Below are 12,936 nucleotides of genomic sequence, written 5' to 3'. Positions count from 1 at the left end.
GTTATCATAATCGGTGGCAATAGCCCCAGGGTCACACCCGTTCCCATACCGAACACGTAGGTTAAGCCTGGGTACGCTGATGGTACTGCCATGGAAGCGTGGTGGAAGAGTAAGTCGTCGCCGGTATAGAGAGTTCACAGCAGCGAACTCTAAGGTATGTGTTTTGCACATACCAATATTCCTTGGTAGCTCAATGGTGGAGCATCCGGCTGTTAACCGGAGGGTTGTTGGTTCGAATCCAATCCAAGGAGCCAATAAAAAAATACGCATATGTGCGTATTTTTTTATTGGACTGAATTTTCTCTTTTGCAGTTTATACAATCATATTTTTTATTTTCTTCAACTCTGTGGCAGGGATTTACATGTACCAAAACATTGGCAATATCTTCAATATTATTAATAATATTTGCCTTGGTATTTGAGGCTATGTTGTGGCCTTCCTCGACAGTAATATCCTTATCGACACATATTTTCAAATCCACCCAGTATTTAGCCCCATGCTTTCTTGCTTTCAGGTCGTTTACTTCAATAACACCACGGGTATTTTCAGCGCTTTTTTCTATGGATTTTATGGTTTCGGCATTTGGTGCAGTGTCCATCAGGCTCTCGATTGCATCAATATAAATAGAAATCCCTGTCTTTAAAATAATTGCAGATACTATAATACCGGCAATAGGGTCAAGTATAGGGTAGCCTAGCCTTGCTCCTGCGATTCCAACCATGGCAGACAAAGATGCCAGGACATCTGAGCGGTGATTGTATGAATCTGCGACAATGGATGAGCTGCCTATTGAATTGCCTATTCTATTTGTATATTTATATAAAAAGAACTTAGCTAAAATTGAAGCAGCGGATACATATATGGCTAACGAACCGGGAGTATCAAGCTCAAAGGAAATTATCTGTTTTACAGCACTCCAGCCTATGAAAAAACCTGTGAGCATAATTATCAAAGCTACAATTTTAGATACAACAGATTCTGCTTTCGCATGACCGTAGTGATGTTTTTCATCTGGAGGCAAATAGGCAATTCTAAGTCCTCCGAATACTACCAAGGTAGCAAATATATCAGTGCCATTATTGAAAGCATCGGCAATTATTGCAGTGCTGTGAGCTAAGAAACCGGTAAAAACCTTTGAAAGCATAAGGCATATATTGACTATAAGTGCCACATTTGATGCCTTTTTACCCAATACTATTCGCATCTTGTCATCCATTAAGATTCTCCTCGCTAATTATTATGTATTTAAATTAAGCATTTTTTAATTTTATATGCAAAATAATAATTACAAGTCCGAATACTAAATATTATATTAATATGGTAAACTAATATAGCAAGTCAAAAAATGCAATAAACATACAGGCTGGTGATATTATGAGAGTAAATGGAAACGTGACGGGCATAAAAGATTCATATTTGGAAAGGTTGGATGGTCTTTACGATATAAACGTAAGCATAGAAGAATTAATAAGTTCTGAAATACTCGATGTTATGGCTGAAGTTACTTCAGCCATAAATAAGGAGATATCGGTTTTTATAAACAGGAGAGGCAAGGTGGTTGATGTATCCATAGGCGATTTTGCCACAGTCAGCCTGCCTATAATAAGCTTCAGAAGGGGAAACAGAAGGCTGTCAGGGGTAAGATGCATACATACCCATCCGGGCGGCAACGGAAATTTATCTGAAGTGGATATATCCGCCTTGATAAATTTGCGTCTCGATTGTATAGCTGCAGCCGGCATAGAAGGTTCAAAGGTTACTAATGTTTATACCGGTTATCTCTATCCAGTGGAAGGTGCTCTGACAGAAAAATATAACATATTAGGTCCTTATGATTTGAATACAATATTAAGCATCAATATATTAAATGTCATAAAAGAGATTGAGAAACACATCATTGCAGATACAGCATCAGTTACTGAGGACGAGAGAAAAGAAAGAGTGCTTTTAATAGGATTAAATACACCTGACGGTATGGGAAGTGATGAGGATTTATTAGACGAATTAAGTGAGCTTGCCGAAGCTTCTGGTGCTGAAGTTGCAGGAAAAATACTTCAAAAGCGAAGCAAAGTCGATACAGCATACTACATAGGGTCAGGTAAAGCCATGGAAGTGAGTCTGGTAACCCAATCCTATGACATTGATACCGTTATATTTGATGATGAATTATCGGGGGCTCAGGTAAGGAACTTGGAAGAAACCATAGGTGCAAAAGTTATAGACAGAACCACCCTTATTCTTGATATATTTGCCAGCAGGGCTTTGACAATGGAAGGAAAACTTCAGGTAGAGCTTGCACAGCTTAAATACAGGCTTCCCAGATTGATTGGTTTAGGTAAGGTTTTATCAAGAACAGGAGGGGGAATAGGTACCAGGGGACCGGGAGAAAAGAAGCTTGAGGTTGACAGAAGGCATATAAGAGAAAGAATTAATGAACTGGAGAAAGGCCTTAATGAGGTTAAAAAGAACAGGGAAATTCAAAGAGCTAAAAGAATGTCTAATTCAATCCCCATTGTATCATTAATCGGATATACAAATTCAGGGAAGTCCACTTTAAGGAACAGACTGGCTCATGACTTTCAGACAGATTCCCAGGTTAAAAAGGAAGATGTATTGGAAGCAGATATGCTATTTGCCACATTAGATCCTACAACCAGATCCATAAAACTTCCAAATGGCAGAGAAATACTGGTTTCAGATACAGTAGGCTTTATTAGAAAGCTGCCTCATGACCTGGTAGACGCTTTCAGGGCTACACTAGAAGAAGTAGCATATTCGGATCTGCTTATTCATGTGGTGGATGCCAGCGCACCAAACGCTCATGAGCAGATTAAGGCTGTAAATAATGTATTAGGACAGCTGAATGCATTGGATAAACCTACAATCCTGGCACTTAACAAGGTTGATAAAATCGAATTTGCCGATGGTTTAAATCTTCTTTATGAAAATCATGAAAACGTAGCGGAGATATCCGCCCTCTATGGAACAGGCATTGAAGATTTGATTTCAATGATAGAACAAAGGCTCTATGATAAGCTTAAAAAGGTAGAAATAAGGCTGCCTTACGACAAGATGGGTTTAAAATCTTATTTATATAAGGAATGCACCGTCCTATCAGAAGAATATGATGAAATAGCAGCAGTAATAACTGTAGAGACAGATGAAGCAACTATTGAAAAATATAGAGACTATATTGCTTTTGAATAGCGGTTTCTCATTGTATAAAATAAACATAAATTAACAAATAATAAGATAGTAATAAATGGTGATATTTCTTAAATTTAAGTTAAAAACTTATTGATTTTTATTTTAATACATTATATAATTATCAATGTTGTTGCCGATTAGCCAAATTGGTAAGGCACCTGACTCTGGATCAGGGATGTGTAGGTTCGAGTCCTGCATCGGCAGCCATTTATTTATCCAATTACTTTCATCTAAGTAATATATTAATATATTGACTATGTTTTCTTAAGAGTTTATAATATATTTTACAGCTAAAAGTAAATGAACTGGTTTATATTGCCGATTAGCCAAATTGGTAAGGCACCTGACTCTGGATCAGGGATGTGTAGGTTCGAGTCCTGCATCGGCAGCCACTATATAAGAGAGGCCATAAGGCCTTTTTTGTTTAATCCTATAAACCTTCTTAATAATTTGATTTTTGTTTATCAGTATGCTAATATTAATAATACAAATACGCGCCCGTAGCTCAGTTGGATAGAGTTCCTGATTCCGAGTCAGTAGGTCGCAGGTTCGAATCCTGTCGGGCGCACCAAGGTTATCAGGCTAAAATGGATGTAGAATTGTATCTGTCTTAGCCTGATTGTTTATGTTATACTTAAAATATATTCGAATTTCAGATTATTTATATTAGTTTTGTCAAACGACAGGTGAGGTTACTCATCTGTCGTTATTTTATTAAGCTTAATCTTACTACTTGACTTTAATAATGTTAAAGCATATAATGAATTTTATTTAAAGGAGGAGATTAAGTGGCAATAGAAATTGTACCTGAATGGATGTTAAATCTCGATGATGAAGATATATCATTTATCAAAAAATTTCTTTTGGCTTCTGGATCATTGAAAGAGATTGCAAGTCAATACGGTGTTACCTACCCTACGGTAAGACTTAGACTTGATAAACTAATACAGAAAATTCAAATAAGTGATGATACAGCGAGAGAGCCGTATATTGCTCTAATCAAACGACTTGCCGTCAATGATAAGTTGGATTTTGATACAGCTAAACTCTTGATTTCAGAATACAAAAAAATGAAAGGAGAGCTGTAATATGCTTATATCAAAGAATATATTTTTTTTACTTATTTTCGTTATCGGAGGAATTTTACTTCAAATATTTTTATCGAAACGAAAAAGCAAATGGTTTGGGCTTATATTACCTATGATCTGTCTAATTTTTTCACTAATTGTTGTTTTGGGAAATACGCCTATGTACACGAGCGGAGAACTCACAATGCAACAACTTGCTCCAGATGGAACAGTAATTGAAGAAAGTATAATTGAACAGCACAAACAACCAATTATGAACACTGGTACTGCTATTTTTCAAATGCTTATTGTTTTTCTTTTATATAACATTCCTACCGCTATATTATTAATAGTTTACTTTGCTTGCAGGGAAAACATCAGAAAGAATAGTCAGTTAGAGAAAATGAATATTCAAGACCTTGAGTAAGTATTTATTATGAGCATAAGGTGAAGTTTATGAAACATGACTTGTTAATGAAAATTCAGACAAGTTGTTAGTACATCTATTTTGTACTAATGACACAAAATCGTTTCTATGAGAATCGAGCAATCATTCCAAAGGAGCGATTTTTATTTTATGATATGGTAACCGCAAAGCGGTTATTATACCGGATTAAATGGGATAAGGAAAGCAGGATAGAAAATACGACATAAGCCGTCAATAGTAAAATCGATTTTTATGGAAAGAAGCCGATTGCAGAAATGTGATGGGCTTCTTTTGTGTGTATTGTCACGTATCAATATCTTTACTATTTTAAAACCTGCAACTAGAACCATTTTTAAATACGTTGCATTTAGATTCTACAGTTGTATCTGCCGGTTTTAAAATCAAAGAATTGTTTGTGGCTGTGGTAATCATCGCATTACTGGGTCTTTTGATAAAGCATTTGATTTCATGGATTGAATCGCGTGTGATTACCTGGAGGGAAGAAAATGTTGTGCACTAGGTTTCAAGACTTCACAGGGATTTTCAAAATAAAATTTTATAAAGAGGAAGTGTAAAATAAAATGAAAGTACGAAGTTTATTAGCTCTGACTATTGTTTTGGCTCTTTTAACCGGAGTGCTGGCTGCGTGCAAAAAAGAGCGCACTGCCATAAAACCCACAGTTGACGAAAGCGGAAAAGAGGTTTATGAAATCAAAACATGGTCCAGATCCGATTGTACTGATGCTCCTTTCGTCGTTGCTGAAAAGAAAGGTTTTTTTGAAGAGGAAGGCTACCGGAGGATTTTGTTAAGAGGGAGGAAAAGGCATGAGCAGCTTTATTGAAAGACCGAGATACCTATGTTCTTTAGGCGGCGCACTTTCCACATTGGAAGCCCTGCCGGATATAATCCCATTCTGCATTGTGCAAGCGGCTGCGCGGGCAATATTGCATGGTCTCAAAACGGCGGCTCCGGCCTTCAGGTAGGCGGCTATTGCGGTGGTTTGAATGTACCCAGCTCCAATGTGGGCGAGAACGATATTGTTTTCGGGGGAACTGACCGTTTGAATGAGGAAATCAGAACGACTCTTGAAATTATGGAAGGTAAACTGTTCGTTGTTATTACAGGCTGTGTCACGGAAATTATCGGCGATGACATCCGGGCAGTTACTGCCGAATATAAAGAAAATGGTATAGATATTGTTTCAGCTAACACAGGTGGATTTAAAGGAAATTCCTATCTTGGCTATGATATCGTGCTTTCAGAAATTGTGAAACAGTATGTGAAAAAAGGATTGCAAAAAGAAAAAGGTACAGTTAATATTTTAGGTATCGTACCCTATATGGACAGCTTCTGGCGGGGCAATCTTATCGGTATCAGGCATCTCTTAGAAAATATAGGATTAAGGGTAAATACCTTTTTTACAATTGAAGATTCCCTGGATGTCCTTAAAAGCTCTTCAAGTGCTGAGCTGAATATCGTTTTATCGGATGTATACGGCATTGAAACTGCAAAGGTATACAAAGACATCCATGGCATCCCCTATATCACAGCAACTCTTCCCATAGGTCCTACTACTAGCGAAGCTCTTCTTAGAAAGGTAGCGAAGGAAATAAACCTAAATGTAAACGTGGATTCAATAGTAACTGAAGAAAACAGAAAATATTATAAATATATAGAGCCTCTAATGGATGTGTATAACGACAGTGATTTGCAAAAGTATGCTGTTGTGGTAGGAGATGTGAATTATGCGGTAGCAGTTACACGTTTTTTATCGGATGATTTGGGATGGATCCCTGTGTTCACCAAGCTCACCGATGTTTTAAACGAGGATCAGCAGGACAAAATCAGAAAAAAACTTACGCTTTTGCATCTCCGACCGGACTCAAAGTGGTATTTGACACCAATGCCAGCGAGGCAATCCGCTATATAAATGAGCTTTACCCAAAAAAGAATCGGATATATATTCCGAAACACTTTCACCTGCCTTTGTAATAGGAAGAGCCTTGTAACGAGCTCTGGCCTTGAAAATCAATGCTCCTCATCTTAGCATAAGCTTTCCGGTATCCAATCGTACTGTGCTAAGCCGCGGGTATACAGGCTTTGCCGGAGGTTTGACCTTAATTGAGGATTTGCTTAGTGCAGCTGTTGCCGCAAGATAATAAATTATAATCCGGAAAGGAATTGATTGGTTTATGGGAGATTTTTTTACACCAAAGGAAAGATTGCTCCGGACCCTAAACAAAAAGGGTGTGGAGCGTCCTCCGGTTATTTGTCCCGGCGGCATGATGAATTCTGCCATCGTAGAAATCATGGAAACTACAGGACATACCCTGCCTGATGCGCACAGAGACTGGAGGCTTATGAGCCAGCTTGCCGACGATGTATTTAACCTGACAGGCTTTGAAAATATAGGCATACCCTTTTGTATGACAGTGGAAGCTGAAGCCTTAGGCAGCGAGGTGGATTTAGGCTCTCTAAAATGCGAACCTAAAATTGCTCGCGAACCCTATGCGTCAGTTGACAATGTAGATTTTTTGCCTGTTTCTGCAGTTGCTAAAAGCCCTCGGACAGAGATCGTCATTCAATCTATAGCATCATTATCAAAAAAGCAGCCTGATGTCCCCGTAATCGGCAGCGTAACAGGTCCGGTCAGTACGGCAGCCTCCATAACTGATCCCATGACTTTTTTGAAGGAATTATATAAAAATAAGGATATGACCCACAAGGTTTTAGATTATGTGACCGATGCTTTAATTGAATATGCCCGTCTTCTTGTAGATAACGGCGCAGCCGTCATATCCATAGCTGACCCTACTGCAACGGGAGAGATCCTGGGGCCCAGAATATTTGCGGAATATGCCGTTACTTATTTAAATAAGTTAGCAGACTCTATTCACAAGTTAGGTGTTCCCGTCATTATCCACATTTGCGGAAAGGTAGGTAGCGTAACGGGAAATTTAAAAGACTTAAGGTGTGATGCCATCAGCACTGATGCCATGGTTAACCTGCACTCCTTGAAGGAAGAGCTTAAAGATACAACTGTTATGGGCAATATCAGCACTTATTTGCTTGAATTCGGCAATGAAGAGTCAGTGCGTCAAAATACATCCAGGCTGGTTGAAAAAGGCATTGATATAATAGCACCGGCCTGCGGGCTTTCAACTTCCACGTCTCTTAAAAACATTAGAGCCTTAACGGGTGCGGTTTCCGGAGGAGTTTATCATGCTTGATAGCAAAAAGGAAACGTAATTAGCGATAGCAGATGGCAGGGGCTTGCCTTTAGCCTTCTTCCACCGTCGCAAACCACCTGGGCTGCATACAGACTATTAAGTTACTAATCAAAGAATGTTTATCGGAGATTAATATATCCCCACATTAAAGTAACTCTTTAGTTAAACAAATGGTTATATATAGCTCATAAAAAAACTCTTCAGGCTTGGAGGGTTCTTTTATTTTTAAAGGTATGTAAAAGGAATTGCAGTATTTATTTTATTGACATGTTGGTCTATATGAAGTAGACTTAAATGGAGGTCGATATTATATAGACCAGGAGGAAAATATATGATTGATTATAAACTTGCCCAGAGTGAAACCAAATTTGCCGAGCTTATATGGCAGCATGAACCGATAAACTCAGGTGAATTGGTGAGGCTATGCGAAAAAGAACTGGGGTGGAAAAAATCCACCACATATACAGTATTAAAAAAGCTTTGTGATAAAGGGATTTTTACAAATAAAAATGCAGTTGTATCATCTCTTATAAAAAAGGATGAATTTTACGCAGGGCAAAGCAGAAGATTTGTTGAGGATACCTTCGGAGGGTCTTTGCCAAAATTCCTGACAGCATTTATAGGAGGCGGCAAATTAAGCGACAGGCAGGCAGAAGAGCTTAAAAAACTCATTGACCGGCACAAGGAGGATTAGACATGTTGAATTTATTTATTACTATCTTTAATATGAATATTACAGCAAGTTATGTTATTGCTGCCATTGTACTGGTACGGCTATTGATAAAAAAAGCACCAAAGGCTATATCATATGCACTATGGACAGTTGCAGGCTTCAGGCTTATAATCCCATTTTCATTTGAAAGTGATTTAAGCCTTATCCCTTTTAAATCGCGGCCTATTCCGGTCGATATTGGAATGCAGTCTTTGACGCAATTTGAAGGTGGCATAGATATATCAGAAAGCGCCGTAAATCTCATTCCGAATACTGCTCCTATAATGAACGCAAATCCTCTGCAAATTCTATTTTTAATTGCCGGCTATATCTAGATTATTGGCATGACCGTTATGATTATTTACAGCATTATGTCGATGATACGTCTCAAAAAATTCCTTGAAGGTTCCAGAGCTATTAATGAAAATATTTACCAATCAGAAAATTTAAAAACTCCTTTTGTATTGGGATTATTTAAACCCAAAATATATATCCCGTCAGGACTTAATGAGAATGAAAAAAGCTATATAATATTGCATGAAAAAACCCACATAAGGCGGCATGACCATGTGATTAAGTATTTATCTTTCCTTATTCTTTCCATTCATTGGGAATGTGTAATAATAGGAGCAACCAATAAATCCCCGCAAATGAGCGGATTTAAGCGTTGCCCCTATTATTTTTATCGTAGAAAGGAGATCACATTCCCATGTTTGCAACCATTATCGCGCTGTCAAACCAAAAAGGCGGCGTAGGAAAATCGGTCACAGCAGCCAATCTCGGAATTGGCCTTGCCCGGCAGGGCAAAAAAGTCCTGCTGATCGACAACGACCCACAGGCGTCGCTCACAATCAGCCTGGGCTTCCCAAAGCCGGACGAACTGCCCGTCACCCTCGCGCATGTGATGAGCGGGATACTACAGGATAATCCCCTGCCGGTATCGGAGGGGATTATCCATCACGGGGAAGGCGTTGACCTTATGCCTGCCAGCATCGAGCTTTCCGGCGTGGAAATCTCGCTTGTCAATGCCATGAGCCGTGAAACCATTTTACGCCAATACATCGAAGTTGTAAAGCCGATGTATGACTTTATCCTTGTGGATACCTCGCCCTCGCTGGGGATGCTCGCCATCAACGCGCTTGCGGCGGCTGATTCCGTTCTCATACCCGTTCAGGCGGAATATCTGTCCGCAAAGGGACTGGAACTGCTTCTCAAAACCATCGCTCGTGTGCGCCGTCAGATCAATCCGGGCCTTTCCATTACCGGCATCCTTATGACAATGGTAGATGAGCGCACGAACGACGCACGGGAAATCATCGAAACGCTGACGGCGGCGTATGGCGATAAGCTCACGATATTCGGGAGAATTCCGCGTTCGGTACGAGCTTCTGAGATCACCAAGCTGGGAAAAAGCATCTATGCCCATGACCCGTGCGGCAAGGTCGCCGCCGCCTATGAAAACCTGACGGAAAAGCTCCTGGCCGCGTATGGCCCCCGTATTAGGGAGGTGCGTGTAAGTGCCTAAAACCAACGGTGCGCTGGCTCTTGTCAGCTATGATGAAATCTTTCAGTCCAACACGATCTCCATAAACGCGGAGCGGGAGCAGATTGTCGAAATCCCCTTATGCGAATTGTATCCCTTTGAAAACTACCCTTTCCGGGTATGCGAAGATGCAGCCATGCTGGAAAATGTAGAAAGCATCAAGGAAGGAGGCCCGGTTCTCCCTTGCCTTATCCGTCCTCTTGCTGCGGAAGGGTATGAAATTGTCGCAGGTCAGCGGATTGTGCGGGCCTGTGAACTGGCCGGACTGGAACATATTCCAGCCATCATTCGGGAAATGGACGATGATACTGCCACGATCCTGATGGTCAATGCCAATCTGCCGCAGGAGAAGGTACTGCCGAGCGAATTGGCCTGGGCGCTCCGCATGAAGATGGAGGCATTATGCCACCGCGGACGCAAGGTGGACGGAATTGACCCCGGAACATTGTCCGTAGAAGTCTTAGAGGCACAGACCGGCAAGAGCAAGAACCAAATATACCGGTATGTACACCTGACTGAATTGGTTCCTGTCCTGCTTGATATGGTTGACGCGGATAAAATCGGATTTTCCATTGCGGCAGACCATCTGTATAAGCTGAGCCGAAAGGAACAGTCATGGCTGTTGGAATGTATGGAAAAATATGAAGCAACCCCTTCCGCATCCCAGGCGCAGCGGCTGAAAAAGCTCAGCCAGTCCGGGGAATTGACACTCCCGGTCATGGACTCCATTCTGGCGGAGGAAAAAAAGGAGCCGGTCAAAGTGACGCTGACCGGAAGCCGCTTGAAACAGTATTTCCCCAAAGATTACACGCCGAAGCAGATGGAAAAGGTCATTTTGGGGCTTTTGGAAAGCTGGCATAGAAAGCAGGCGGTCAGTTAAACTGAATACCGGACAAAGTAAAAAACAGGGCGTTCGCTGATGATGGCGAGCGCCCTGTTTTTTGCTTTGCCCCCAAATTTCCAAAGAAAGGAGCGGTGCCGCCATGCCATGGGTGACGGAGGAACAAATTGCAAAAGCCAAGCAGGTGGATATTCTTGCCTATCTGCTTGAACATGAACCGAACAACCTGAAAAAGACCGGCCATGAATACCGTTTGCGCGATCATGACAGCCTGACCGTTTCCAATGGGAAATGGCACTGGCACAGCCGGGGCTTCGGCGGCACAACAGCGTTGAATTACCTGATCCGGGTACGGGGTATGGAGTTTACGGAGGCGGTTCAGGCGCTTGTCTATGAAGCCCGCGCCGGGCCTTTTCCCGCTGTCCCCGGCAAGCCTCCGCCGCCCAAAAAGCCGAAAGCCTTTGCCTTGCCAGCCAGAAACCGCAACAACGACCGCGCTTTTGCCTATCTGCGGAGCCGGGGTATTGATCAGGATATCCTCCGGAAATGTATGGAGACCAAAATTCTCTATGAAGGGCGCAAATACCATAACTGTGTCTTTGTCGGTCAGCGGAATGAAAAAGGAAGGGTACGCTTTGCCTGCGTCCGCGCCATCACGGGCGGCTTCCGGCAGGATATTGAGGGCAGCGACAAGCGGTATGGATTTTTGCTCCCGGCAGCCGCCCCTCCCGGCGAGGTCGTGATGGTAGCCGAGGCTCCCATTGACGCCCTCTCCATGGCAACAATGCAAAAGTACCGGAGCGCCGGATGGAACAGCCTGCATTATCTCTCTTTGAGCGGCGTATCCCCCCTGGCACTGCTGCACTTTCTACAAGAGCATTCCAAGGTCAGCCATATTGTGCTGGGGCTGGATCAGGATAAAACCGGTCTGGAAGCCGTGGAGAAAATCCGGGCGGCGGTCTATGAGGATGAAGGTCTCCGCGACCGGACGCTTTGCATCACTGTTTCCCCTCCGCATATAGGCAAGGACTATAACGAGGCGCTGCTGGCTGAAATCCGGGCGCTGAGGGAGCAGAGAAGCCGCCCCGACCGGGCGGCGGTTTCCATTATATAAGGAAGGAGTAAATCAGATGGAACATCCCATTCAGATTTTTGAAAATGAAGCCTTCGGCAGGGTGCGGGTGATGGAGATTAATAGTCTGCCGTGGTGGGTACTGAAAGATGTATGCGCCGCATTGGGTCTGAACAGCCCTCACAAGGTCGCCGAGCGGCTGGATGAGGATGAGCGGAATCAAATTCCGGTCATCGACGGCATCGGCAGAAATCAGCTCACCACTATGATCAATGAAAGCGGCCTTTACGCCGTCATTCTCCGTTCAGACAAACCAAAGGCCAAAGCCTTTCGCCGCTGGATCACCACGGAGGTGCTTCCCTCCATCCGCAGGCACGGCGCATACCTTACGGAGGATACGCTGGAAAAGGCGCTCCGCAGTTCCTCCTTTACCGCAGAGCTTTTAAACAGCCTGCTCATGCAGCGGGAGGAAAATACGGTTCTTCGGGAACGCATTGAGGTTCTGACGCCCAAGGCGCGGTATTATGACCGCATCCTGCAAAGCAGGAACGCCGTGCAGGTCAGCGTCATTGCCAAGGATTACGGCATGACGGCGGTATCCTTTAACCGGCTTTTGCATGAGCTGGGCATTCAATACAAGCTGGGCAGCACCTGGCTTTTGTATCAGCCTTATGCCGGGAAGGGCTATACCTGCTCCAGAACCTATCAGGTCAATGAGGAGCGGAGCGTCATGCACACCTACTGGACACAGGCGGGCCGCCTGTTCCTCTACAAAATGCTGAAAGAAAACGGTGTTATTTCTCTGATGGAGGACGATGATGCCGCAAATGCCTGA

15 protein-coding genes, 4 tRNA genes and 1 rRNA gene are annotated in these 12,936 nt (G+C 42.5%); 19 read left to right on the top strand and 1 reads right to left on the bottom strand.

Annotated features, from left to right (window positions below):
* The first annotated feature begins 9 nt into the window (after positions 1–9).
* Positions 10–126, top strand: a 5S ribosomal RNA gene (gene rrf, locus OXPF_RS07865).
* Positions 127–179: 53 nt separating this feature from the next.
* Positions 180–254 (top strand) — tRNA-Asn (locus OXPF_RS07860).
* Between the two features lie 30 nt (positions 255–284).
* Here OXPF_RS07860 and OXPF_RS07855 read toward each other — a convergent pair.
* Positions 285–1,217, bottom strand: a complete 933-nt coding sequence (locus OXPF_RS07855) for a cation diffusion facilitator family transporter (protein WP_054874641.1) — start codon at positions 1,215–1,217, stop codon at positions 285–287.
* Positions 1,218–1,375: 158 nt separating this feature from the next.
* Here OXPF_RS07855 and hflX point away from each other — a divergent pair, with 158 nt between their 5' ends.
* The 17 genes from hflX (at position 1,376) to OXPF_RS07780 (ending at position 12,936) form a co-directional block, all read left to right on the top strand.
* Entirely contained in the window at positions 1,376–3,208 is a 1,833-nt protein-coding gene (gene hflX, locus OXPF_RS07850) for a GTPase HflX (RefSeq protein ID WP_054874640.1), read from the top strand.
* A 131-nt stretch (positions 3,209–3,339) separates the two neighbouring features.
* Positions 3,340–3,415, top strand: a tRNA-Gln gene (locus tag OXPF_RS07845).
* Positions 3,416–3,524: 109 nt separating this feature from the next.
* Positions 3,525–3,600 (top strand) — tRNA-Gln (locus tag OXPF_RS07840).
* Positions 3,601–3,702: 102 nt separating this feature from the next.
* Positions 3,703–3,779: transfer RNA gene (locus OXPF_RS07835), tRNA-Arg, on the top strand.
* Between the two features lie 217 nt (positions 3,780–3,996).
* On the top strand, positions 3,997–4,296 hold the full coding sequence (locus tag OXPF_RS07830) for a DUF2089 family protein (RefSeq protein ID WP_054874639.1): 300 nt from the start codon (positions 3,997–3,999) through the stop codon (positions 4,294–4,296).
* Between the two features lies 1 nt (position 4,297).
* Positions 4,298–4,702 carry a hypothetical protein gene (locus OXPF_RS07825; RefSeq protein WP_054874638.1) on the top strand — a complete coding sequence of 135 codons (405 nt, stop codon included), beginning with the start codon at positions 4,298–4,300 and terminating at the stop codon, positions 4,700–4,702.
* A 581-nt stretch (positions 4,703–5,283) separates the two neighbouring features.
* Positions 5,284–5,544, top strand: coding sequence for a hypothetical protein (locus OXPF_RS07820; protein WP_054874637.1), 261 nt, complete (start codon positions 5,284–5,286; stop codon positions 5,542–5,544).
* Between the two features lie 15 nt (positions 5,545–5,559).
* Positions 5,560–6,633 carry a nitrogenase component 1 gene (locus tag OXPF_RS07815; RefSeq protein WP_201779689.1) on the top strand — a complete coding sequence of 358 codons (1,074 nt, stop codon included), beginning with the start codon at positions 5,560–5,562 and terminating at the stop codon, positions 6,631–6,633.
* A gap of 91 nt (positions 6,634–6,724) precedes the next feature.
* Positions 6,725–6,862, top strand: coding sequence for a hypothetical protein (locus OXPF_RS22860; protein WP_201779688.1), 138 nt, complete (start codon positions 6,725–6,727; stop codon positions 6,860–6,862).
* Between the two features lie 33 nt (positions 6,863–6,895).
* The gene (locus OXPF_RS07810; protein WP_054874636.1) at positions 6,896–7,933 is read left to right on the top strand and encodes an MtaA/CmuA family methyltransferase; all 1,038 of its coding nucleotides are present in this window, start codon (positions 6,896–6,898) and stop codon (positions 7,931–7,933) included.
* A 331-nt stretch (positions 7,934–8,264) separates the two neighbouring features.
* Positions 8,265–8,627 (top strand): BlaI/MecI/CopY family transcriptional regulator, encoded by a 363-nt coding sequence (locus tag OXPF_RS07805; protein WP_054874635.1) that lies wholly within the window; start codon positions 8,265–8,267, stop codon positions 8,625–8,627.
* Positions 8,628–8,629: 2 nt separating this feature from the next.
* On the top strand, positions 8,630–8,980 hold the full coding sequence (locus OXPF_RS21705) for a M56 family metallopeptidase (protein WP_083479758.1): 351 nt from the start codon (positions 8,630–8,632) through the stop codon (positions 8,978–8,980).
* Between the two features lie 18 nt (positions 8,981–8,998).
* Positions 8,999–9,400 carry a M56 family metallopeptidase gene (locus OXPF_RS21700; protein WP_160317177.1) on the top strand — a complete coding sequence of 134 codons (402 nt, stop codon included), beginning with the start codon at positions 8,999–9,001 and terminating at the stop codon, positions 9,398–9,400.
* Positions 9,355–10,170, top strand: a complete 816-nt coding sequence (locus OXPF_RS07795) for a ParA family protein (RefSeq protein ID WP_054874634.1) — start codon at positions 9,355–9,357, stop codon at positions 10,168–10,170. Before OXPF_RS21700 ends, OXPF_RS07795 begins: the two co-directional genes overlap by 46 nt.
* Positions 10,163–11,068, top strand: a complete 906-nt coding sequence (locus tag OXPF_RS07790) for a ParB/RepB/Spo0J family partition protein (protein ID WP_054874633.1) — start codon at positions 10,163–10,165, stop codon at positions 11,066–11,068. Before OXPF_RS07795 ends, OXPF_RS07790 begins: the two co-directional genes overlap by 8 nt.
* A gap of 103 nt (positions 11,069–11,171) precedes the next feature.
* Entirely contained in the window at positions 11,172–12,143 is a 972-nt protein-coding gene (locus OXPF_RS07785; protein WP_054874632.1) for a DUF3991 and TOPRIM domain-containing protein, read from the top strand.
* Positions 12,144–12,159: 16 nt separating this feature from the next.
* Entirely contained in the window at positions 12,160–12,936 is a 777-nt protein-coding gene (locus OXPF_RS07780) for a phage antirepressor (protein ID WP_054874631.1), read from the top strand.

It is taken from the genome of Oxobacter pfennigii (assembly GCF_001317355.1).
GTDB lineage: Bacteria > Bacillota > Clostridia > Clostridiales > Oxobacteraceae > Oxobacter > Oxobacter pfennigii.
The sequence above is the reverse complement of the archived record's forward strand: the minus strand, read 5'-3'. Positions and strand labels throughout refer to the sequence as shown.

Bases quoted from the DNA above. Each gene is read 5' to 3' on its own strand.
- OXPF_RS07855 (WP_054874641.1), bottom strand. From the start codon at position 1,217: ATGGATGACAAGATGCGAATAGTATTGGGTAAAAAGGCATCAAATGTG.
- hflX (WP_054874640.1), top strand. From the start codon at position 1,376: ATGAGAGTAAATGGAAACGTGACGGGCATAAAAGATTCATATTTGGAA.
- OXPF_RS07825 (WP_054874638.1), top strand. From the start codon at position 4,298: ATGCTTATATCAAAGAATATATTTTTTTTACTTATTTTCGTTATCGGA.
- OXPF_RS07820 (WP_054874637.1), top strand. From the start codon at position 5,284: ATGAAAGTACGAAGTTTATTAGCTCTGACTATTGTTTTGGCTCTTTTA.
- OXPF_RS07815 (WP_201779689.1), top strand. From the start codon at position 5,560: ATGTTCTTTAGGCGGCGCACTTTCCACATTGGAAGCCCTGCCGGATAT.
- OXPF_RS07810 (WP_054874636.1), top strand. From the start codon at position 6,896: ATGGGAGATTTTTTTACACCAAAGGAAAGATTGCTCCGGACCCTAAAC.
- OXPF_RS07805 (WP_054874635.1), top strand. From the start codon at position 8,265: ATGATTGATTATAAACTTGCCCAGAGTGAAACCAAATTTGCCGAGCTT.
- OXPF_RS21705 (WP_083479758.1), top strand. From the start codon at position 8,630: ATGTTGAATTTATTTATTACTATCTTTAATATGAATATTACAGCAAGT.
- OXPF_RS21700 (WP_160317177.1), top strand. From the start codon at position 8,999: ATGATTATTTACAGCATTATGTCGATGATACGTCTCAAAAAATTCCTT.
- OXPF_RS07795 (WP_054874634.1), top strand. From the start codon at position 9,355: ATGTTTGCAACCATTATCGCGCTGTCAAACCAAAAAGGCGGCGTAGGA.
- OXPF_RS07785 (WP_054874632.1), top strand. From the start codon at position 11,172: ATGCCATGGGTGACGGAGGAACAAATTGCAAAAGCCAAGCAGGTGGAT.
- OXPF_RS07780 (WP_054874631.1), top strand. From the start codon at position 12,160: ATGGAACATCCCATTCAGATTTTTGAAAATGAAGCCTTCGGCAGGGTG.